This is a genomic window from Fannyhessea sp. (genome assembly GCF_986145555.1).
The window spans coordinates 91426-112918 of record NZ_CFRCNA010000001.1 but is presented as its reverse complement, the minus strand read 5'-3'; the positions used below and the strand labels follow the sequence as shown (position 1 = coordinate 112918).

16 protein-coding genes, 1 tRNA gene and 1 other RNA gene are annotated in these 21493 nt (G+C 44.1%); 3 read left to right on the top strand and 15 right to left on the bottom strand.

All coding sequences use genetic code 11. From position 1 onward, the window contains the following. The first annotated feature begins 207 nt into the window (after positions 1-207). The 3 genes from nth (at position 208) to AC5GD6_RS00495 (ending at position 4230) form a co-directional block, all read left to right on the top strand. Positions 208-870 carry an endonuclease III gene (gene nth / locus AC5GD6_RS00505; protein WP_416428953.1) on the top strand — a complete coding sequence of 221 codons (663 nt, stop codon included), beginning with the start codon at positions 208-210 and terminating at the stop codon, positions 868-870. A gap of 166 nt (positions 871-1036) precedes the next feature. Then, the gene (locus AC5GD6_RS00500) at positions 1037-2911 is read left to right on the top strand and encodes a magnesium transporter MgtE N-terminal domain-containing protein (protein ID WP_491845993.1); all 1875 of its coding nucleotides are present in this window, start codon (positions 1037-1039) and stop codon (positions 2909-2911) included. Beyond that, a complete protein-coding gene (locus AC5GD6_RS00495) occupies positions 2908-4230 on the top strand; it encodes an Nramp family divalent metal transporter (protein WP_396196002.1) in 1323 nt (440 codons plus the stop codon). The genes AC5GD6_RS00500 and AC5GD6_RS00495 overlap by 4 nt, the downstream gene beginning before the upstream one ends. A gap of 290 nt (positions 4231-4520) precedes the next feature. Here the strand turns inward: AC5GD6_RS00495 and nrdE are convergent, their stop codons facing one another. From nrdE to AC5GD6_RS00420, 15 genes are all read right to left on the bottom strand, one after another. Beyond that, the gene (nrdE, locus tag AC5GD6_RS00490; RefSeq protein ID WP_491845992.1) at positions 4521-6728 is read right to left on the bottom strand and encodes a class 1b ribonucleoside-diphosphate reductase subunit alpha; all 2208 of its coding nucleotides are present in this window, start codon (positions 6726-6728) and stop codon (positions 4521-4523) included. 143 nt (positions 6729-6871) lie between these two features. Further along, on the bottom strand, positions 6872-7312 hold the full coding sequence (gene nrdI / locus AC5GD6_RS00485) for a class Ib ribonucleoside-diphosphate reductase assembly flavoprotein NrdI (protein ID WP_491845991.1): 441 nt from the start codon (positions 7310-7312) through the stop codon (positions 6872-6874). A 2-nt stretch (positions 7313-7314) separates the two neighbouring features. Then, positions 7315-8334, bottom strand: a complete 1020-nt coding sequence (gene nrdF, locus AC5GD6_RS00480) for a class 1b ribonucleoside-diphosphate reductase subunit beta (RefSeq protein WP_491845990.1) — start codon at positions 8332-8334, stop codon at positions 7315-7317. Positions 8335-8720: 386 nt separating this feature from the next. After that, entirely contained in the window at positions 8721-11627 is a 2907-nt protein-coding gene (locus AC5GD6_RS00475) for a lectin like domain-containing protein (RefSeq protein WP_491845989.1), read from the bottom strand. Between the two features lie 276 nt (positions 11628-11903). Further along, positions 11904-12806 carry an HhH-GPD family protein gene (locus tag AC5GD6_RS00470; RefSeq protein WP_491845988.1) on the bottom strand — a complete coding sequence of 301 codons (903 nt, stop codon included), beginning with the start codon at positions 12804-12806 and terminating at the stop codon, positions 11904-11906. Between the two features lie 6 nt (positions 12807-12812). Beyond that, a complete protein-coding gene (locus tag AC5GD6_RS00465; protein ID WP_491845987.1) occupies positions 12813-13541 on the bottom strand; it encodes an HAD family hydrolase in 729 nt (242 codons plus the stop codon). Positions 13542-13658: 117 nt separating this feature from the next. After that, positions 13659-13735 (bottom strand) — tRNA-Asp (locus AC5GD6_RS00460). Positions 13736-13917: 182 nt separating this feature from the next. Then, a complete protein-coding gene (locus tag AC5GD6_RS00455) occupies positions 13918-14697 on the bottom strand; it encodes a hypothetical protein (RefSeq protein ID WP_491845986.1) in 780 nt (259 codons plus the stop codon). A gap of 99 nt (positions 14698-14796) precedes the next feature. Continuing rightward, positions 14797-15399, bottom strand: coding sequence for a recombination mediator RecR (gene recR / locus AC5GD6_RS00450; RefSeq protein WP_311431263.1), 603 nt, complete (start codon positions 15397-15399; stop codon positions 14797-14799). A 7-nt stretch (positions 15400-15406) separates the two neighbouring features. After that, positions 15407-15715, bottom strand: a complete 309-nt coding sequence (locus AC5GD6_RS00445; RefSeq protein WP_276769416.1) for a YbaB/EbfC family nucleoid-associated protein — start codon at positions 15713-15715, stop codon at positions 15407-15409. A gap of 60 nt (positions 15716-15775) precedes the next feature. Next, positions 15776-17953, bottom strand: coding sequence for a DNA polymerase III subunit gamma/tau (gene dnaX / locus AC5GD6_RS00440; RefSeq protein WP_491845985.1), 2178 nt, complete (start codon positions 17951-17953; stop codon positions 15776-15778). A gap of 121 nt (positions 17954-18074) precedes the next feature. Further along, positions 18075-18713: a DedA family protein gene (locus AC5GD6_RS00435; RefSeq protein ID WP_061103373.1), complete on the bottom strand. Its 639-nt coding sequence runs from the start codon at positions 18711-18713 to the stop codon at positions 18075-18077. A 35-nt stretch (positions 18714-18748) separates the two neighbouring features. Next, an RNA gene (gene ffs, locus AC5GD6_RS00430) (signal recognition particle sRNA small type) lies at positions 18749-18842 on the bottom strand. Between the two features lie 110 nt (positions 18843-18952). Then, positions 18953-20659 (bottom strand): glucose-6-phosphate isomerase, encoded by a 1707-nt coding sequence (gene pgi / locus AC5GD6_RS00425; protein ID WP_061103372.1) that lies wholly within the window; start codon positions 20657-20659, stop codon positions 18953-18955. 97 nt (positions 20660-20756) lie between these two features. Further along, a complete protein-coding gene (locus tag AC5GD6_RS00420) occupies positions 20757-21191 on the bottom strand; it encodes a hypothetical protein (protein ID WP_303870091.1) in 435 nt (144 codons plus the stop codon). Between the last annotated feature and the right edge of the window lie 302 nt (positions 21192-21493).

Below are 21493 nucleotides of genomic sequence, written 5' to 3'. Positions count from 1 at the left end.
CATCTCTATAAAAGCCTCGACAAAATCAACAACTTTGCTATAAGTAAAAAACACTTCTGTGAACGGTTTGGGTACCTATTTATAGGAAAGGCTGGTGCACGTTATAATGAACTGTACACGATGTCCAACTATTCGTGACATCCATTCGTTTGATTACTATATAGACAAGCCAATGCAACACACTTGAATACCAGATGAGGAGGGGTGATGGCACAAGAGTCACAGCGCAGTAAACAAAAGCGTGCGTGCGCGTTCTACGAAATTCTTCACGCACGGTATCACGGAGCAAAGTCGGCTCTTACCTATCACGACCCCTTTACCCTTACCATCTGCGTTATGCTTTCGGCTCAAACAACCGATGCGGCTGTTAATAAAGTAACTCCTCAACTGTTTGCACGCTGGCCAGATGCTAAACACATGGCGCAAGCAAAGCCCGAGGACATAGGAGAGGTTATTCGCACCATTGGGTTTTGGCGCGCTAAAGCAAAACATTGTGTTGGAGCCTCGCAAATGATTATGAACGATTTTGCAGGAGAAGTACCTCAAACCATGGAGGAACTTATGCGCCTACCTGGGGTAGGAAGAAAAACCGCCAACATTGTACTGAACAAAGCGTTCAAAAAAACTCAAGGCATTGCTGTTGACACCCATGTATTTAGAATTTCAACGCGTTTACAGTTTACACGTGCAAAAACGCCGCTTGAAGCCGAGCAAGATTTGCTTAAGTTGCTCCCTCCCACATTGTGGAGCAGCGTAAATGAAGAATGGATCCATTTTGGACGCGAAATATGCAAGGCAAAAAATCCATGCTGTGACACGTGTATTGCCCGCGCGCTTTGCCCGTCTTATGCAAAGTTTTCTAAAAAGTAAGTCCAAGAAATAAGCTCAATAAAAAAACTTGTAATTCCTAGGGCTTCTCATGGTATTTTAGTAGCTCGTATAAACGCCGTAAAAAGACGAGCAAAACCGTGTAAAATTATAGTGTATGTGTACATGTAGGTTTATGAAAATAGCCATGAGCGAGTAAGGGGTTTGTATGATTTATCTTTCCCAGCTATTGGGCAATCCCGTATTTGATGCAAAAGGCGAAAAAATAGGTCGCGTAAACGACCTTGGCATTGCAACGGGCGAAGTCTTTCCTCGTATTACCGCACTTGCTGTTGAAGGTCCTGGCAAAACGCCTTTTATGATTTCATGGCGCAAGTATGTTGATTCGTTTTCTACCGAAGAAATCCACTTAAAAGTAGTTGATACCGATATTAGATTTTCTTATCTTCAGCCTAACGAAGTGTTAATTGCACGCGATTTGCTTAACAAACAAATTGTTGATACGCGCGGCATGCGTGTTGTAAGAGTAAACGACTTAAAGCTTTCAGACACCAGCTCATCGCAGCTTCGTTTGCTTGGTGCCGAAGTTGGAATACGCGGTTTGCTACGATCGCTCTCCCCTGCACTTGAAACGCTTACGCTTAAAATTGCAAAATCGCTTGGCAAGCCCATGCCCGAAAAAATTATCGCATGGAACTATATGGACCTGCTTGACCGCGATTTGTCTAATGTAAAGCTATCTGTATCGCATAAAACACTCGATGGTCTACACCCTGCCGATATTGCAGACATTTTGGAGCGCCTTGATCCGCGCCTACGTGGACGCGTGTTTGCGCAGCTAGATGACGAGCGCGCCGCAGACGCAATCGCTGAGTTTGACGATGATCATATTGCCGCAGAAATTATGGGCGACATGGCCGATACTGATGCGTCACGCATGTTATCGGAAATGGATCCTGACGACGCAGCCGAGCTGGTAAGCGAACTTGACTATGACAAGGCAGAAAAAATCCTTCGCCTTATGGGTGTAAAAGAGCGCAAAGCCATTAGACAGCTTTTAGGATATAGAGAAGATACTGCAGGTCGTATCATGACCTCTGAGGTTTTGTGCCTGCCAGAAGCACAAACCGTTGCAGACGCAGTTGCCCGCATGCGCGCGCTTGATGAAGACTTTGAAACCGTACACTATGTGTATCTAAAAGACGACGAAAACCGTTTAAGTGGCGTGGTAAATCTCAATAAGCTTATTATTAACGAGCCAGCAACACCACTTAAAAACATAGCAACCACCGACATGATTACCGCAAATCCCGATGACGACCAAGAAGACGTTGCCGAGAACATTGCAAAGTACAACTTGTTAGCAATGCCTGTTATTGACGACAACAAGCGTCTATTAGGTATTGTTACCGTTGACGACGCGCTTGACGTTATGGAAGAAGAGCACGAAGAAGACCTACAAATTGCGGGTGCTGGAGCAAATGATGGTGATTCCAAGCGACAAACAGGTGCGCTTGTTTGGTTGCTTCGTCATAACGCATGGCTGTTTATATGGGTGTTTGGTTCATGTATTGCCTTTGCACTCCATTTGTGTGGCTTGCTCCATCTTCCTTTACCTGATGCTCATAAAAACGCACTCATGCTGTTTACATGCGCGCTTCTGCCTGTGTGTTTGATGTTTGGTGACGCCTCTATTTCGCATACCGTTAATTTCTTCCTTGAAAACGATGCAGACGACGAAAACTCGCCCTCCGATTTGGGCTTTGGTGTTAAAAGCCTTGGTCTGGCGCTTGTGTTTGCTGCTATTTTTGCGGCAATCGAAGTGATCTTTTCTATGTTGTGCACCATGCACAATTTTGATTCCGTGTTGGCAAAAGGTTTTCTTTCGTCGTTTGTGGCAATTGGTATTGCGTCTTGTATATCTGTTATAGCGTCTCCTCTGTTTCTTGCCATTTTACGTGTACGCGATGCAAAAAATCTTGATACCTCAGGCTTTGTGCTGTCACTTGTTTCTATGATTTTGTCGTTTGTAATATGCATAGCAGCTATTATGTGCATGGGAGCTTTAGGGGTTCTTCAGTGATGACGCAGCAAACAACTCCCCTACAAGCGCATAATGCAGAAAACACGCAGCGCGCAATAAATACACAGCAAACCAATACTTTGGAGCGTCGACCCCAAAAATTGCAGTTTAAGCGCGTGTTGCTTGCTATGGGACCTGGTATGGTTGCAGCCCTTGCAGGTGCAGACGCAGGTGGTGTAGCAACATACTCCAACGCTGGTGCGCTGTTTGGCTTCGGTCAGCTTTGGACGGTTCCTATTATGTGTTTCTTGCTGATTGTGGTACAAGAAACAGCAGCTCGTATGGGTTGCGTTACCGGAAAAGGCTTTGCGTCGCTTATACGCGAATGTTTTGGTGTCAAGCGTTCTGCAGTTGCCATGCTTGCACTTCTTATCTCAAATACAACGGTTACGCTTTCAGAGTTTGCAGGTATTGCCTCGGGTTTAGCGTTGTTTGGCATGCCTACCTATCTTTCGGTTCCACTTTCTGCGTTACTCATTTGGGTATTGGCAATGAGCGGAAGTTATCGTTCTATCGAAAAGGTGCTCTTGGCTATCAGTTGCGTATTTGTAACCTATATTATTGCAGGATTTTTAGTACAACCCGATTGGTCATACGCTCTTTTCACTACCGCCGTGCCACAAATTACGCCTAATCCTCAGTATTTGTCGTTATTGGTTGCAAATGTAGGAACAACCATTGCACCTTGGATGATATTTTTAGCACAGTCAAATGTTGTTGATAAAAACGCGCACGACGAAGACATTCCCTATCAGCAAATTGATACGGTTACTGGAGCTGTTGTAGCAAGTGTTATCAGCTGGTTTATTATTCTTGCAACGGGAGCAGTGCTGTTTCCTGCAGGCATTACCGTTAACGGTGCAGAAGACGCAGCAGCGGCTTTGGCTCCACTTGCAGGCGAGTACGCCTATGCGCTCTTTGGCATTGGTCTTATTGGCGCATCATTTTTAGCGGCTTGTGTACTACCAGGAATTACCGCAAGTGGTATCTGCGAAGCTTTTGGCTGGGAACGTGGTGCAGATTGCACGTGGCAAGAAGCCCCTGCCTATCGGGGAATTATTACCGCTATTTTGGTTATATCTGCGGTAATTGTTCTTATTCCTCATATTGACCTATTTGGAATTATGATGTTTGCACAGGTCATAAACGGTATTCTTTTGCCAATTCTTTTGGTATGTATGGTACGCATCGCTTCAAATAAATTTATCATGGGAAAACATGTTAATAGCAAACTGTGGACCATGCTGACATGGTTTACCGTCATTGCAGTAACCATTCTCACCATCATCATGTTTGTTATGCAAGCAATGGGCTATTAGCCGCTTGAGCCGCTCAATATACTACATAGGTTCATACATCACACAAGGCGCCGCAAACGCACGATATGAGCGTGGTGGCGTGCGCATACTGTGAGCGCCACAAACAAAATAACCCCGCTTACAACACCAACACACTGTGTAAACGCCTCACAAAAGAAAACGAGCAAGTCATCACTTGACCTGCTCGTTTCCTGTTATTATGCAAGCGTTTTACATGCACGTACCGCCTCATGTTATCCCATAGTCATGATCATACTATTAAGCCTCATGGGTGAATTGCGCAGCACACCTTAAATCATGCAAACCTGACATTCCGAAGAACCATCACAATGAAACGCAGATTTTTTCTCGTCAGATTTTGCAGCGTCGGGTAAAATCTCATCGCTTTCTAGATGTTCACTGCCTTCCAAAACGTCTTGACGAACGCGCACGTAATAAATGGAATCACACTTTTTCTTAAAGGCATAAATATAGGCGCGATTAAGATCTCTGGTAGTGGCTTGTGAAGTCATAAACAAGGTAAGCGAAATTGCTTGGTCTACGTGCTTTTGTGCAGCCGCAACAATGTTGATAATTGCCTCGTAACCAACCTCATATGCACCGTCTTGATAATATTTATAGGTATCGTCACTAATTTTATAGGCAGGAACATACACACGTCCAACTTTGCCTTCCTTGCGCGTTTCAACAGGAGAAACAACGGGCTGCAAACTTGGCGTACACGAGGAAAGATAGCTGATAGAACCCGTAGGAGCAACTGCCATAAGATGCGAATTTGCCAAACCATGCGCGCGAATGTCTTTAACCAACTCTTGCCAGTCTTGTTGGGTAGGAAGTTCAAAGTGGCAATCAGCCAAAAGTTTGGCAATGCGCGGCGTTGCAGGCTCAATCTTATGCTCGGTGTATTTCTTAAAATACGTGCCATCAGCATATTCTGAATCAGCAAAGCCTGCAAAGGCACCTTCGGTTTGCGCAAGTTCTGACGAGGCCTTAAATGCGTGGTATGCCATTGCATAAAAGAACATATCAACAAAGTCAACAGCCTCTGCCGACGCATAATAAATATGGTGCGTTGCCAAAAATCCGTGAAGGTTCATAGCGCCTAAACCAACAGCATGATTAAGCTTGTTTCCTTTATTAACAGAAGGTGCGCACGATAAATCGGACGAACGCGACACGCGATCAAGTGCAACGATAGCGTCTTTGATGGTGCGCGAGAACTCAGACGCATGATCCATGGCAGCTGCTATATTGATAGATCCCAAGTTGCAGCATATATCAACGCCTGTTTGCGTAAATCCAAGATCTTCGGTATAAGAACTTGGCGTAGACACCTGTGCGATTTCGGAACACAGATTTGACATCACAATACGCCCAGCTTTCTTGTGGGGATTGCGTCTGTTTACCGTGTCCTCAAACAAGATATACGGATAACCCGATTCAAACTGCAGCTCAGCTATGGTTTGGAAAAACTTGCGTGCGCTGATATAGTCCTTTTTTATACGAGGATTGTTAACCAATTCGTCGTACTTTTCGGTAATAGACATGTCTGCCATAGAACATTTGTACTCTTTTTCTATGTCGTATGGCGAAAAAAGCGCCATGTCCTTGTTTTCTTTTGCAAGCTTAAACGTAATATCTGGAACGATAACGCCAAGCGACAGCGACTTAATGCGTACCTTTTCGTCTGCGTTTTCGCGCTTGGTGTCAAGAAAACGCATAATATCGGGATGATGCGCATGCAAATAAACAGCTCCTGCACCTTGGCGCTGACCCAGCTGATTTGCATACGAAAACGTATCTTCTAACAATTTCATAACAGGAACAACACCGCTTGCTTGGTGAGCAAAGCCTTTAATGGGAGCACCTGTTTCGCGTAAGTTGGTAAGACATAAAGCAACACCGCCACCGCGTTTTGAGAGTTGCAAACTGGTTCCAATACCACGAGCAATTGACTCCATGTTGTCCTCAACACGAAGCAAATAACAAGAAATATATTCACCACGACGCTTTTTGCCTGCATTCAAAAACGTGGGGGTTGCAGGCTGAAATCTATTAGACATTAGGTCGAGCACCAAATTACGCGCAAGCGCAACATCGCCGTTGGCAAGAAAAAGAGCACACATTACAACACGGTCTTCAAAACGTTCTAAATATGTTGTTCTGTCGTCAGATTGCAGTGCATATGCCATATAAAATTTCATAGCACCCATGAGCGATAAAAACTCAAAATGTTGCTCGTAAGCCAACGACGTAAGCGCCTCTATATCTTCTTGACTATAGAGGTCTAATACCGCCTTGTCGTAATATTGGTGTTCAACAAGATAATCGAGGCGCTGCTGACACGATTCGAACGTTTTAAGACGAGGCTCTACCTGCTCTTTAAGATAGAGCTGCACCGCCTTTTTATCGGCAGAAAAATTATAGTGGCCGTCTTCGGTTTTGAAGCGCGTAAGCGCATTAAGAGCAATATAAGAATCAGTTGTAGAAGTTGACATAGTAAGTCCGTTCTTTGGCAGGTTTATAATACGTCTGAACATCAAGCGCATAGGCAGGCGCAACAGCACGCGGTAAGTGCGCGAACAAACACAACGGCGCGCGGCAGCACATAGTGGAGAAAGTTTCTTGCATTACGTGTGTCTTAGACCAGCATGGGCGCTTTCTCAGGTTGAGAAATCTTTTCGTCGATAAGCATTTGTACGCGCGCAACATCTTCTTGTGTTCCCGATAATTCAAATTGATATGCAAGAGGAACACCAACTTTAGCAGCAATAATGGGGCCAGCAAGCGCAAAGCTATCTCCAAAATTAGTGTTGCCTGTTCCAATGACAGCCCTACACAGCTTGCGGTTATGTTCATCGTTTAGAAAATGAATAACCTGCTTGGGCACAGCTCCGCGCGTATCTACATGACCGTGCGTGTTTTTACCTCCGCCCGAATACGTTGGGCAAATGAGGATGTATTCATTGTCAACCACCATGTGCTCCTGCAGATTAAGCGGAATACGGTGAGATACACAGGTAAGCTTTTGCACAAAGCGATGCGTGTTTTCGGAGGTAGAAGAAAAATAAACAATTTGCACGATTAAAACTCCCAATCCTCGTCGGTTGTTTCTTCAGAGGTTCCTATAACATAGGACGATCCACTACCAGAAAAGAAGTCGTGATTTTCATCGGCGCGCGCAGAAAGCTGTGCAAAAACCTCGGGCGAAATATAGGTTTCTTGCTCTGAAAATGGAGAATCATACCCTAGATTCTGCAAGAATTTACCAGCGTTATACAAGCTAAATCGTATAGCATCGTCTGCCAGATCAAAATCTTTGTACAGGTCTTGCAAATATGCTTTTTCTAAATCAATAAGCTGATACATAAGATCAAATACAAAGTCTTTAACAGTTTGTTGTTCATCGCTGGTAAGCTTGCGAACTTTTTGCTGGAACTTATAACCGCTGTAATAGTTGTGGATAACCTTATCGCGCAAAATAAGACGAATCATATCAGAAGTGTTAGGAAGCTTGCTGCGTGCAGACAAATAAAACGGCAGATAAAAGCCACCATAGAGCAAAAATCCTGGCATAAGGGCTGCGGCAACCTTGCTTTTTAAGGGATCAGAACCCGTATAGTAAGGAATAAGTGCTTTTGCGCGTTTTTGGAGCGCATCGTTATTAACCACCCACGCCTGCGCTTCGTCAATTTGCTCACTGCTACACAGCGTAGAAAACACCGTTCCATACGAGCGCGCATGAACTGCAACCATAAAAGCAAAGTTTGCGTAATTTGCCTGCTCTATATCGGTAAGCGCATGACGAATCTGAGCTACATCGCCAACGGTTGCCTGCACTGTATCTAAAAGTGTAAGGCCTGTAAAGGTGCGAATAATGAGCTGCTGCCACGAACTATCCAACTCATTCCAAGATGGCAAGTCATTAGAAACGGGTATGTTTTCGGGAAGCCAAAAATTTTGAGTAACACGATTCCAAACCTCAAGATCTTTTTCATCTTGAATTCTGTTCCAATTAACAGCACGCATATTGCAGCCTTTATCAGCATACGCAAAATCAACTGGAGATTGAGATGTTGGTTGTATGTTTGAAGCAGATTGCATTCCCGTTCCTCTCCTTATCGATAACAATACAAGCTCGTGTTCAATAAAGCTCAAGAAACAATAACACAATATATAGTGAGTATCAATATGTGTTTGTACAGCATGTTGATACTAATCCACAGTTAAGCGTTGGTAACGCGCGATTAAAAATTTACGACCATCACAATAAATCCTTGATAGTACAACCGTACTACCCACAATCACGTAGAGTTTGTTACTTACAGTCATGCCAATCTCCAATACAAACCATAACGCTCAATACAGACGCACAGCACTTTCGACAACCAAGCCACACTGCTAAAACAGCACAACAAAAAAACGCGCCCGTAAGCTACGAGCGCGTTTTGGAACAGATTAAAACCGTTCTCTATGAATGCATAACAGCTTTATCTTTTGTTCAGTTTGCGCGAAACAAACGCACCAGCAAGCGAGAACAAAGCTCCTAAGCCACCTAATACTCCAGCACCCGAACCTGCTAAATCGGAGGTTTTTGGAGTCTTTAACTGCGAAGCAGTCGAAGGCTCTCCTTGGGTATCGGTATCCCCTTGAGCGTCTCCTTGGTCATCACCTGCTGTGTGGAGCGTTGGTTGAGCAGGGGTAAGCGTTGCGGGAAGCACGCCGTTTACCGTAAATGCTTTGATAAGCGCGTTACCAAATTCAAATGCGTCACCTTCGCTTATAGCTTTCGTAAGGGCTGCAGGAGTTACCCATTTAAGACCATCCTTGGTTTGCAAGCGAATAAAGGTTTCACCTGGATTAGACTTAACGTGAGTCCAGAGATACTGCATAGGCAGACCCTTATTCAAAAGACCATCGGCATTCGTTTTCTCATGTGGATTTGGATCTTGAGCAGATTGGGAAAGAGCTGTTTCCACATTTAACCACGAGTAAGCCTTACCTTGGGTATCTTTTGATACCAGCGTTTCTACAACAGCAAATTTTTGTCCTTTTTTAAGCTGAACAGGCGTATCAAGCTTAACCGTCTCAAAACCCGCTGCCTCTGTAACATAATTTTGCTCTGAAACCACTTGAGAATCATTCGTTGGGTCAAGGTCACCAAGATTATCATCGCTTACCAAATAAACCTTGATATTAACTTCGGTTCCAGCAAGTTGAGAACGAACAGACACAGCCTTCAGCACTTCGGTGCCTTTTGCGGTAAATACATTTGCAACCGCAGTATCGCTACCTTGCGTTCTTAGCGCAAATGGATTATCGGTACCAGTTTTGGTGTAGTTGTACGTATAAACGTTATCGTAATCAAAACCGTCATCTGCAATGTCTACACTTAACGCTTGAGCGCCTGTAAGCGAGTGATCGTAATAGGAGATCCAGAAGAAGCCCGATTTATCACCGTTTTTATCTTTTAGACCCCAACCGGCACCCTTACCAGAAAGTGCGCCATCAACCTTTTCTTGTACAAACTTCTTATAGTATTCATCAAAGTTGTCTTTTGCTTGCTTGTACTTTTCAGCTTGTTTTTTATACTTTTCAAGCTTGTCAAGATCTGCTTGTGCAGGTGTTTGAGTTGCTTTGATCTTGTTTTCAAGTCTCTTTACTGCTTTCGCGTATGCGTCAGCGTAGTAGTCAACATTATCTTTTTCCGTAGCTTTTGCCTGGTCATTATCAAGCAGAGCCTTGATCTTCTCTTTAAGCTGCTCATCGCTCAATTTATATTGAGCCTGTAGCTTTTTAAATGCCGCAGCTGTATTAGATTGCGAACCCCAACTGTTTTTGATTAACCATGCACCGTTACCTGCGGGCTTTGTTCCTTTTTGGAAACCCTTGAATTTATCGGCTGGGACATCGTCATTCCATCCAACAATAGATACTGCATGGTTTTGAACGGTTTTATCCCCATCGTCATAGGTATACGGTGTAACTTTTGATGCGTTCATTGATACTTGTACAACGCCGTATTTAACCAAAGCTTCTTTCACGCGTAAGCGTGCCTTGTCGTTTTGAGAAACCCAATCCATATTTCCTTTGCCATCAAATTTATAGTGATTAAACGCAGGAAGATAATATACACCGTCTACATGAGCCACTGGTTTTTCTTTGGCTGCCGCAGCTTCATCATGATAACCCCAGTTCTTAGTTTCCCAGAACTCATCGGAATCAATAAGACCAAGCAGATACTTAATACGGTTATCCAAATTGTCTTCAAAGCCAGGAGCTTTTTTAGGCCAGTATGGTTCGTCTTTCTCGCTCACCGCACCTTCCCAGTTGGTAAGTGTGTTCTCATTAAAATCAGTAAAACCACCGAGGTTCATACTATTAGCTACTGGAGCAACATTACCCGTTTTATCGTCAATTTGCTCTGCACCTTCACCTTTTTGGCTGCCTTGTTTTTCGGGGGTAAACGATTTTAACTCAAAATAAAGTTCAGATAAATCTACATCATCGGGGATGTTAGCAAGTATGGGAGAGTTGTGTTTTGCCTCATCAAGAGCTTTTCCACCGTCACCCTGTTTTTTCTTAAGAATTGCGCTTTCAAGCTCAGACATAATTGCGTGAACCCAGCACGTTCCCATTTGACCCTGATCGCGCGGTGGTGTAAGCTGGCCAACATTTTGCAGGTAATATTGTTTTGCCTTTGATACATCTGGAACATTTTCAAGTTTTTTGTCGCCTGAATCAGAAACACCAGTAATGATTTTAACGGCACCTAAGGCAGTATTTCCACCTTCGGAGTTATCGGGTTGACCTTGTGCATCGGGTTTAAGCGGCTTATAGTCTGACAACCATTTTCTAAAGGCAAACCAGTCGTCTGCTGTAGTTTTACCGTCTTTGTTCCAGTCAAAATTGAGGTCTGTTCCCAAAGCGTCTTTGTATTTGGCTGGATCAAGTTGTTGTGTGGGTTGCTGTGGCTGAGGATTACCTGCTGCGGGTTGAGGATCCTGCTGCGCTGTAGCAGTAGTAGCTTTTGTGTCTGTTTGAGTTGCCTTTTGTTCAGAAGGCGCAGCGGGTGCTTGCGCAGAAGCTTGTGCTGCAGATGGCACCTGCGCAGTGGTTGGCGCCTTAACGGTGTTTTTAAGAACTTGAGAGACAACGTTAACCGCATTAACGTTAACGGCAGGTTGAGCTGTGGGGAGGGCGTCTACGTGTTGCGCTTTAGCAGGAGCATCGCTTGCAGCAGTTTGATGTTGTGCATCTTGTGCAAAGGCTGCTTGTGGAGCAATAAGGAAGGCCGAAATTGCAAGTGCAAAAATAGCTTCTAATACGTGGTGTTTTGACCATGCACGATGTTGTGCATGAGCGTTTAATATCTTGAGTTCCCATTTTTTATTCATGAGATCCTTCCTTTCCTCTACAATCGTGGTGACCTAAGATACACGTTTTTATGTATGTTTGTCAGAAGGACTTACTTATAAAACAACGAGAATCTTGGATATTTTTCTCATAATCGTATATATTTTTCATTTTATCTTATATTTTTGCGCTATGTTAAGTTTTTATGCAGTTTTAGAAAATATATTTCTGTTACAATTCAGATACATTTCTGTAATATATGTAACAAAAAGAAGATGAAACCTAAAAATTAAAATTGTTCTCATGAGTACAAAAGCTTATGCAACTCGCCATATATCGCCTTGAACAATACAAAAACCCTGTTCAGCAAGTTCTTCAAGTGTTTTCTGCACATACTCATACGAAACATCTTCACGTTTTGCGCTGTTTTCTATTCTATTAAGCTCACGACACAACAATTCGGTGGTGCACACATCCCCACTAACTTGATAAGCCAACAACAAGCGCACAAGCTCCGCACGTTTTTGGCGATGGCTCCCCTCAAATTTAGACTGTTTAACATACGTTTTTGATTTTCTTGCGGGATTAGCTTGTGTTTTCTTAAGATGAGCACCGTAATCAAGCAGCGCATAATACCACATGCGCGGACTCATCTGCTCGCGAGACTTTAATAAACCCGCTGCCGGACAGGCTTGTGCAATATACGGAATCAACAGCTTATCATCCACCTGCTCAGTATCGCGAAAAAACTCATGCAAAAACACGCTTCTCACGTTAGTTTCAAGATACACAACATGCTGATTGTACGCAAACGCACAAATACCCGCCGCAGTAGCAGGTCCAATACCAGGTAACGCTTGAAGAGCTTCTTGAGAGCGCGGCATAACACCACCTTGTTCAGAAACCATCTGTGCCGCGTGCAAAAGCGCTAATGCACGACGGTTGTATCCCATACCCTGCCACTCGTTTAAGACATCAGTTACACTTGCTAACGCAAGCACATCAATCGTAGGAAATTTTTGCGCCCATGCGTCAAATCGCTTTTCAACGCGCGCGGTTTGCGTTTGTTGAAGCATAACTTCGGAAATCCAAATTTTATAGGGATCAGCCGTGTTCCTCCATGCAAAATCACGATACAGCTCTTGACCTTTTTGAGCAATTTTAGTGCGAAACGCCTTGAGTTCACAACTTGATAGAGGAAAAGCAGGGTTGTTCTTCATATGAGCTTATGCTCGTTTCCAATTTTCAATCCGCCATTTGTTGCGGCGAGCTTTATATTTAAGAACAATACCTGGATTAATAGCAACGGGATGTACAGCTTTTTGGAGCAAAGCGTCGTCGGTATGATGGTCTCCATATGCAAAATCAATATACCAAGCTCCCACACCAAACGTCTTTTGAGCCCATTTGGTAAGTTCTTGCTCTTTAGCTGCGCCTTCAACAACATCGCCATACACAAAACCTGTATAACGCTGCTGTTCGTCATAGCGCATGTCCGTTGCAATGACATGATCAATGCCCAAATAGAGCGCCGCTTGTTCGGCAATTCCTTTAAACGTTGCCGAAACAAGCACGATAATACATCCTTCGCTTTGCTTTTGATGAACTTCCCTTATTCCACGTGCTCGATACCTGGGCATAATAATGCGCTCATGAAAATCTTTCATAAGACGAGTTACGTCTTGCTTGGATCTTCCTGCCAGCTTTTTAAAGAGAATTTCGCGCGCTTGCGCTTGATTAAACGGTAAATGAAGAACATAACGTGCAGCCCACCAGGTTAAGTGGAGCATATCAACGCACGACAAAAGATGATGACGAAACAGATACAGCGTAAAAAGTGTTCCCGACTGCCCGTTAATAAGCGTTCCGTCAAAATCAAAAACAGCTAAAGGAGCTTTGTGTTCAAAGGAGTATGTTTGTTCTTGAACGCTCGTTGGTGTACACTTCACTCTCATAAATCTATGATCCTATAAGCCAGTCAGTCACAAATTATAACGTATTGTTTTGCGGTATTCATTATATTTTTGCAAATAAAAAAGCTCAGGAAGAGTCCTGAGCTTCTTATATCCAAATGGCGGGATATGCGGGGATCGAACCCGCGACCTCCGACGTGACAGGCCGGCGCTCTAACCAGCTGAGCTAATACCCCGTGCGTTATCGCAAAAGTTATAATACACAATCTTGCCCTGTTTTGTCTAGTCTTTTTTTAAAATTGTGAGGTATTTATAAAGACTTTCATTCGCGCCCAACAAAACACAAGGTAGGAGCACTGCCAATATTCAGTCTTTGTATGGAAAACAGCACGCGACGCACAAGTCAACTGCAACGTATTTACACAAGCGAAATAGATGTTTCTTTGTGATTGGCATCGGTGACCACTAAATGTGGATCACGAAGCTCTGCTTTTACTAATTCGCCCGTACCAACAATAGGAGCTCCTTGTGCATCAACCACAGGAGAAGGAACGCTTTCGGGACTAAACGTATACGCAAGCACATCCCACGTTCCATCAGAAAGATTTTCTGGTATAAGCAGCGCACCGTTATATAAAATCAACTGAATAGGCTTGCCTTTTATCTGTGCAAGCTCACTTGCGTCGTCTTGCGATGAGTTGATGGCTTTCGCGGAAAGCACATGGCTTCCATCGTCTTTTTCTTGAATATAGTATTTCATTCCCCGATATTCAATAGCAACTTCTGGTGCCACTTGTTGTTGGGGCATATCCGCCTCTGCTTGTGGGGCTGCGGGTTTTTCGATAAATGGCTTCATGATAAAATATGCGCCTATAAACACGGCTATAAGCACAACCAAACATATAATAATTTTTTTCACGTTATTTCCTGAAAGCGTTTGTTGTGTATACGTTTTACGATGCAAGATTCGTTGATGAGATCTTGCGCGCGCGCGAATTACGCGCTTATCCGCAGAAAGGCTTTCTATGGTTTCACGTGTTTCAACTGCTGCGCCGCAGCCTTTCGCAACATGCGAAAATGCATCTTGCATCGTATGATGGCTTGCATTAGTAGAATAGTTCAAAGTCCTAGACGGCTGATTGCTTGACGTACCGTGACGCCCATGTGATGGCTTTGGTCTTGTAGAAAAACTATTCACAATCCCTCTTCCCTAATTGTAAAACGCTCTAATTCTCATACCGCATATTTCAAATTCTTGCCAAACGTCATATTACAAGCAAGGTCATAAGTATAAAGCTTACATTTCGTGACGCGCTTCAATAGCTCGCCCAAGCGTTACTTCGTCCACGTACTCAAGATCTCCCCCAACAGGAAGACCACTTGCCAAACGCGTGGTTTGAATGCCTAAAGTTTTAATGGTACGCGCAAGATAGGTAGCTGTTGTTTCGCCCTCAACCGTTGGGTTCATCGCCAAAATAACTTCTTTGATTTCATCACCTGCAAGACGCGCCAAGAGCTCTTTTACGTGCAGCTGCTCGGGTCCTATTTTATCCATAGGAGAAATTACGCCTCCAAGAACGTGATATAACCCGTGGTAAACGCCAGTTTTTTCGATAGAAGCTATGTCGCGAGGCTCGCAAACAACACAGACTTTTGAAACGTCGCGCGTAGAATCATTGCATAAAGCACATACATCATCGGTAGCATATGCAAAACACACAGGGCAAAAATGAACATGCTCTTTAAGATTTAAAATTGCCCTGCTCAACCTGCGCGCAGTTTCGTCGTCCGCTTCCATCAGAAAATATGCTATGCGCTGAGCCGATTTTGGTCCAATGCCTGGCAGACGTCCAAATTCATCCAATACAAATTGTAATGCTTGATTAGATGCTTGTCCCATAACTTACCTAAAACAACCCAGGAATGTTCATACCGCCAGTTACTGCACCCATTTGTTGATTTGCTGCAGCGGAAGCACTCGCCAAACAGTCGTTTACAGCCGCCAAAATACTATCTTGTAAAAGTTCAACATCATCTGGTTGCAATGCTTCTGGATCAAGCGTAATTGAGGTGATTTTCCCATCTGCAGTTCCCTCAACTTTTACCATACCCCCACCAGTTGATGAACTAACCGTTATGTCTTTAAGCTTTGCTTGTGCGTCCGCAAGCCTGCGTTGCATGACCTGCGCCTGTTTCATCATCTGTTGCATGTTCATAAAGACTCCTTTGTGTGTTACTCAGTCGTATAGCGTGATACGTGTTTCTATTATATGGTGTTATTCCGAAGTTTCCCTAGTTTCCATACGAGGTTTTACTCCTTCTCCAAATGCCTCGGTAAGCATGTCAAGAATTTTTTGTGTTTGAGCACGAGTTGCCTTACGCGGAATTGTTTGTTGCGGGTCTTGTTCTTGGCTGGAAGGTGTTGGCGAAGAAGAGGACGCGGTTTCAGGTGCTACTGTTTTTTCGTGAGCACGAGCAGGCTCGGTGCTATGTGAAACACTTTGTGCTGAGGGGATTGCGTTTTGAGATGCTGCAGGCGGCGTAGGCTTGGCTGTAGGCGTAGAAACACTTTTAGGCTGTGGTGCTGGGGCTGGTGCTACGCTTGGAGTCGGTACAGGTGCAGCAGCTGGGGCTGGAGTAGGCGCTGGTGCTGGCGCGGAACCTGGCACTGATGCAATGGTGGGCGCTGGAGTTGGCGCAGCAACGGGTGCAGTAGCCGGTGTTTGAGCTGCTTGTGCACGTGCAATATTTGTCTGCTGTAAACTACTTTCTGCATACACCAACTTACGATTACCAAAAATCGGAGCAACACAAGATTGAACCAGCGCAGAGATACTAGGCTCTGCAAGCATTTTGGTTGCAAACGAAGATCCAATAGGCAATTCAATAACTAAACGAACACCATCGTCTGAGCGAATCTCGGCATTAGTAAGCAGCGAGCCACGAGAAGGATTAACTTCCATAAGCTTGTCAACAGTCTGTTTCCACATACGCTGAAGTTGACTTTTATCCGCAGTCCCTTGCGACATAGTGACTGCTGTGGCTTGAGAGGGTTGTTGTGCAGGCTGAGGCGCACGTGCCTGAATTGGCGGTTGCGCAGGCTGCTGTGGCATTTGCTGCACCCGTTGTTGTGCAGGTTGCGGCGTGCGCATTTGTGCAGGCTGCTGTAAAGGCTGATATCTAGATTGTTGCACAGAAGCTTTTTGCGCTGGCTGTACACGCGCTTCGTGCTGAACAGGTGTATGAGCTGTAGACGCACCACTTTGCTGCAAATACCCAGATGTAAGTTGCGCAAGTTGCGTCTCAACTGCTTCCAATCGCTTTATAAGCGCGGGCGTTGAATTTGTTACAACGGGATGTATCATACGACAGCTATAGAGTTCAAATGTTAATCGCGGATTTGCTGCCGTTTTAATATGCGAAATCATATCAACTACTACGTTGAGCACGTAAGCTATGTGACGAACATTCTTAAACGCCTGCGCGTCTGCCTCAAGCTGTGATGTTGCAACACCACAGGTAAACAGCTCCGCATAATCGTCTAAAGCGAGACGACTCTCCATTAAAGTTTTTGCCAGATACACGTCGCGCATATATTCGGCAAGCTCACAAGCAGCCTGAACGATGCTTTTCCCCTGCTCGCACAAAGACGCAATTTCTTCAAACAAACGTTTGGTATCGCGAAGCGCCAAAGATTGTACCAATGCAGTAAGGTTTGTCTGCGAAGTGGCGCCTAGCATATCCTCTACCAAACGCTTACTGATAATACCTTTACCAAACACAGAAATCTGCTCAAGTGAAGAAAGTGCGTCACGCATACCACCTTGTGCATGCTCAACTATAAGCTTAAGCGCTTCATCGTCGGCAGAAAAATGCTCAAGCGTACAAACTTTTTGCAAATGTGCAAACATCTCATCGCCTTTAATACGATGAAAATCAAAACGCATAACACGGCTTAAAATGGTTGCCAAAATTTTATGAGGCTCTGTAGTGCACAAGATGAAAACAACATGAGAAGGTGGCTCTTCGAGCGTTTTGAGCAGCGCATTAAACGCAGACGCCGTAAGCATGTGAACTTCGTCGATAATATATATCTTGTATGCGCCTTTAAGCGGCGCATAATTAACGCGATCGATGATCTCTTCACGCACGTTGTCTACACCCGTACGAGAAGCAGCGTCGAGCTCAAAGACATCGGGATGAATGCCCTGCGCTATATTTTTACAGGTTTCGCACACGCCACAAGGCAGACCATTTTGAGGAGATGTGCACAATAACGCTTTGGCAAACAGGCGAGCCATCGTCGTTTTACCCGTACCGCGAGGTCCGCAAAAAAGATAAGCGTGTCCAATTTTATGTTCAAGAACAGCATTTTGCAGCGTTGATACCACATGAGTTTGTCCAACAACATCTTGAAACACTGCAGGACGATACTTAGTATAAAGCGACTCCATACAACCTCCCATATGGCGGCAAACCCTCAAAGAGACAGTCTAGCGGCAAAACTATAAGCGTCTCTATAAGCTTCTTGCAAACATGCGCGAAGCAATACCTCTTTCGTACTTAAAATATGTACTACTTAGTTAGTTTAGACCTGATGAAGCCCGCAACAAGAGGTATGGCTGAAATAACAATAATACCTACAACTACCAGTTCAAAATGCTTTTGTACCTCGGGAATTGCGCCAAAAAAGTATCCAAGCGCTACAAACAGCGTTGACCAAACAATGCCACCTAAAATGTTGTACAGTACAAAATTGTGCCAATGCATATTTCCAACGCCTGCTATAAAAGGCACAAAAGTTCGGATAAACGGAAAAAAGCGTCCAAGAAATATGGCAAGCTTTCCCCATTTATTGAGAAAAGCTTCGGCTTTCGCAATGTGCTCTGGTGTCATTGCTTTAACTTTGCCCGAAGCTATGATTTTTTGTCCAAAATAATGACCAATTACAAAATTGCATTGATCACCCAAAATTGCCGCCGCCCACGCAACAACAAGCAAATGTACTATATCAAAACCACCGTTATGAGCAAAAAATCCCGAAACAAACAAGAGTGAATCACCTGGTAAAAATGGGAAAAACACAACACCAGTTTCGATAAAAATAATAACAAATACCAGACCGTAAGCCGCCACAGGTCCCGACGCTATAGCCGATGCTATAGCAACACGAGGGTCTCGAATAAGTTCAAGAAGCTCAGAAAAAATATTCATACGATTATCCAATAATTGACGATACAAACAAGCGTGCCTGTTGGGTGCGGACACCCACTAGAGGCATCTTATGGCTGCTGTCTTCCGACCCTGACCAGGTTCGAAACATAGTGTCGCCCGAACCCAACAGACACGCTTATGTGGTACTTACTGTATCATGTTTTGGATAGTTCTCCAAGACCTAAGCTGTGCTCATCACATGTTATGCGCACATGACAAGCACAGCCTAAACGTTTGAACTATTTACGATGTTTACGGTAAAACTTAATAAGAGCTTGCGTAGATGCATCTTGCGCAGCAAGAGCCTCGTCATCGTGAAATGCTGGCGTAATTTGCTTAGCCAACTGTTTACCAAGCTCAACGCCCCATTGATCATAAGAGTCAAGACCCCATACGCTACCTTCAACAAAGGTGATGTGTTCGTAAAGCGCAATAAGCTCACCAAGCGTGTGTGCGTTAAGTTCAACACCAAAAATAGAGGTGGTAGGACGATTGCCGCTAAACATACGAGCAGGAACCATCCACTCGGCAGTGCCTTCGGCACGAACCTCATCTGCAGTTTTACCAAATGCCAATGCTTTAGTTTGTGCAAGGAAGTTGCCTAAAAACAGCTCATGAATATCTTGTTGGTCGTCCTTGGTTGGATGTTTGGTGTTTACAAAACCAATAAAGTCGGCAGGAATCAGATTGGTTCCCTGGTGAATAAGCTGGTAAAACGCATGTTGACCATTAGTACCCGCTTCACCCCAGAAAATTTCACCCGTTTTAGTGGTTACTGGACTTGCATCCCAACGCGTTGACTTGCCGTTGGACTCCATAGTAAGCTGCTGCAAATACGCAGGAAAACGGTGAAGATATTGGTTATAAGGCAAAACAGCGTGGCTTTGAGCACCAAAGAAGTTGACGTACCAAATGTTACACAGACCCATCAAAAATACAACGTTGTCTTCTAAGGGAGTTTTGCAGAAATACGTATCCATATCGTGGAATCCTTTAAGGAATTCCTCGAACACCACAGGGCCAAATGCAATAATTAACGACAGACCTACTGCCGCGTCAACAGAATATCTACCGCCAACCCAGTTCCAAAAACCAAATGCGTTTTCGGGATTAATGCCAAACTGAGCAACAAGCTCTAAGTTAGTAGACACCGCAACAAAGTGCTTAGCAATAGCCTCGGCGCGTTTAGCATCAGAAGCGTCAATAGCTCCTTGTTTTTGCAGTCCTTCCAACAGCCATGTACGAGCCTCACGAGCGTTGGTCATAGTCTCAAGCGTAGTAAACGTCTTGGACACAATGATTACCAGCGTGGTTTCGGGGTCAAGATCCTTGGTTTTTTCGGCCATGTCATTAGGATCAATGTTGGAAACATAACGAACCGATAACCCTTTTTGAGCATAAGGCTTAAGAGCTTCGTATACCATAACCGGACCCAAGTCCGATCCACCAATACCAATAGAAACAACGGTTTCTATACGTTTGCCAGTAACACCTTTCCACTGACCCAAGCGAACACGATCTGCAAAGGCATACATACGATCAAGCTCGTGACGAACATCCTTAACGCAGTCTTGACCGTCTACTATAAGACTTCCAACCTCGTCAACAGGGCGACGCAGTGCAGTATGCAAAACAGCGCGATCTTCGGTTGTGTTAAGGTGCTTACCGCTAAACATGTCATCACGACGCTGTTCAATACCCAATTCTTGAGCAAGCTCACACAAAAGTTGCTTGGTGGTATCGTCGATCAAATTTTTTGACAAATCAAAGTGTAGGTCGTTAACTTCATAGGAGTATTTTTCTACGCGCTGCGGATCATCCTTAAACCATGAGCGCAAATCTATGCCTTGTGCCTGCAGCTCATCAAAATGTTTTTGTAACTTTTTCCACGCATCGGTTGTGGTTGCATCAATAGGTGCTTTTATGTGTGATGTACACGTATTCATACATACTCCTTTTGTTTATGTCCCTTTATAAGTGTAGCGCAAGCATGCAATTAATAAAGAATGTTTTTGTATACACACACGCTCTGCAATGATGCGCTTACGACGCGTTTGGACGAGTAAGGCTTTTCAGCGCACGCCATGCGGCTTGTTTGGTAGCCGGGCTTTTAAGTGCTTTACTAAAGTTTCCTAAGGCAAGTACTACATGCATGGGAAGATGTTCCAAACACCCTATTTTTAGGTGATGATTATCCAAAAATTCTGCTTCATAATCAGCCTGTGCTTGTTCGTCACACAATATAACGTATAAAGGATCCAACGCAGTTAAGCTGAGTCTTAGATTTTCTTGAGGGTTTTTGCATAAAGCTGTGCTTATACCACAAAAATCATTGGGAGCAAACCCAAGAGCTACACACGCCTTACGCAGCGCTTGACCATCGTCTTTGTGTAAAAACGTATCGGAAGTAGAACAATCTTTATCTAAGAGCTGCTTTACTACAACAATACTTGCATAAGGATTACCATCAATAAGCACGTTGTCATCAAGCAGGTTAGTAAGCTCTTGTGTTGTTTTACTTAACAGGCTCTGCTTTAATTTTGATTCAAAGTTTTCCAGAACAACACACCTCTTTACACAAAAAGTTGCATATGTTAAAGCATATCACACACATGATTCCAATTTTTATCGACAAGAGGTAAAATTGTACACGCGGTAAGACATGCTGCGTTAAGGCGGATTATCAGCGCACAATTACCCATTCTTTTTATGCACATAAAGAATGAGCAAACAGATAAACCGACCTTGAAAACAACGCAGAGGATTGGGTATAACCTTAC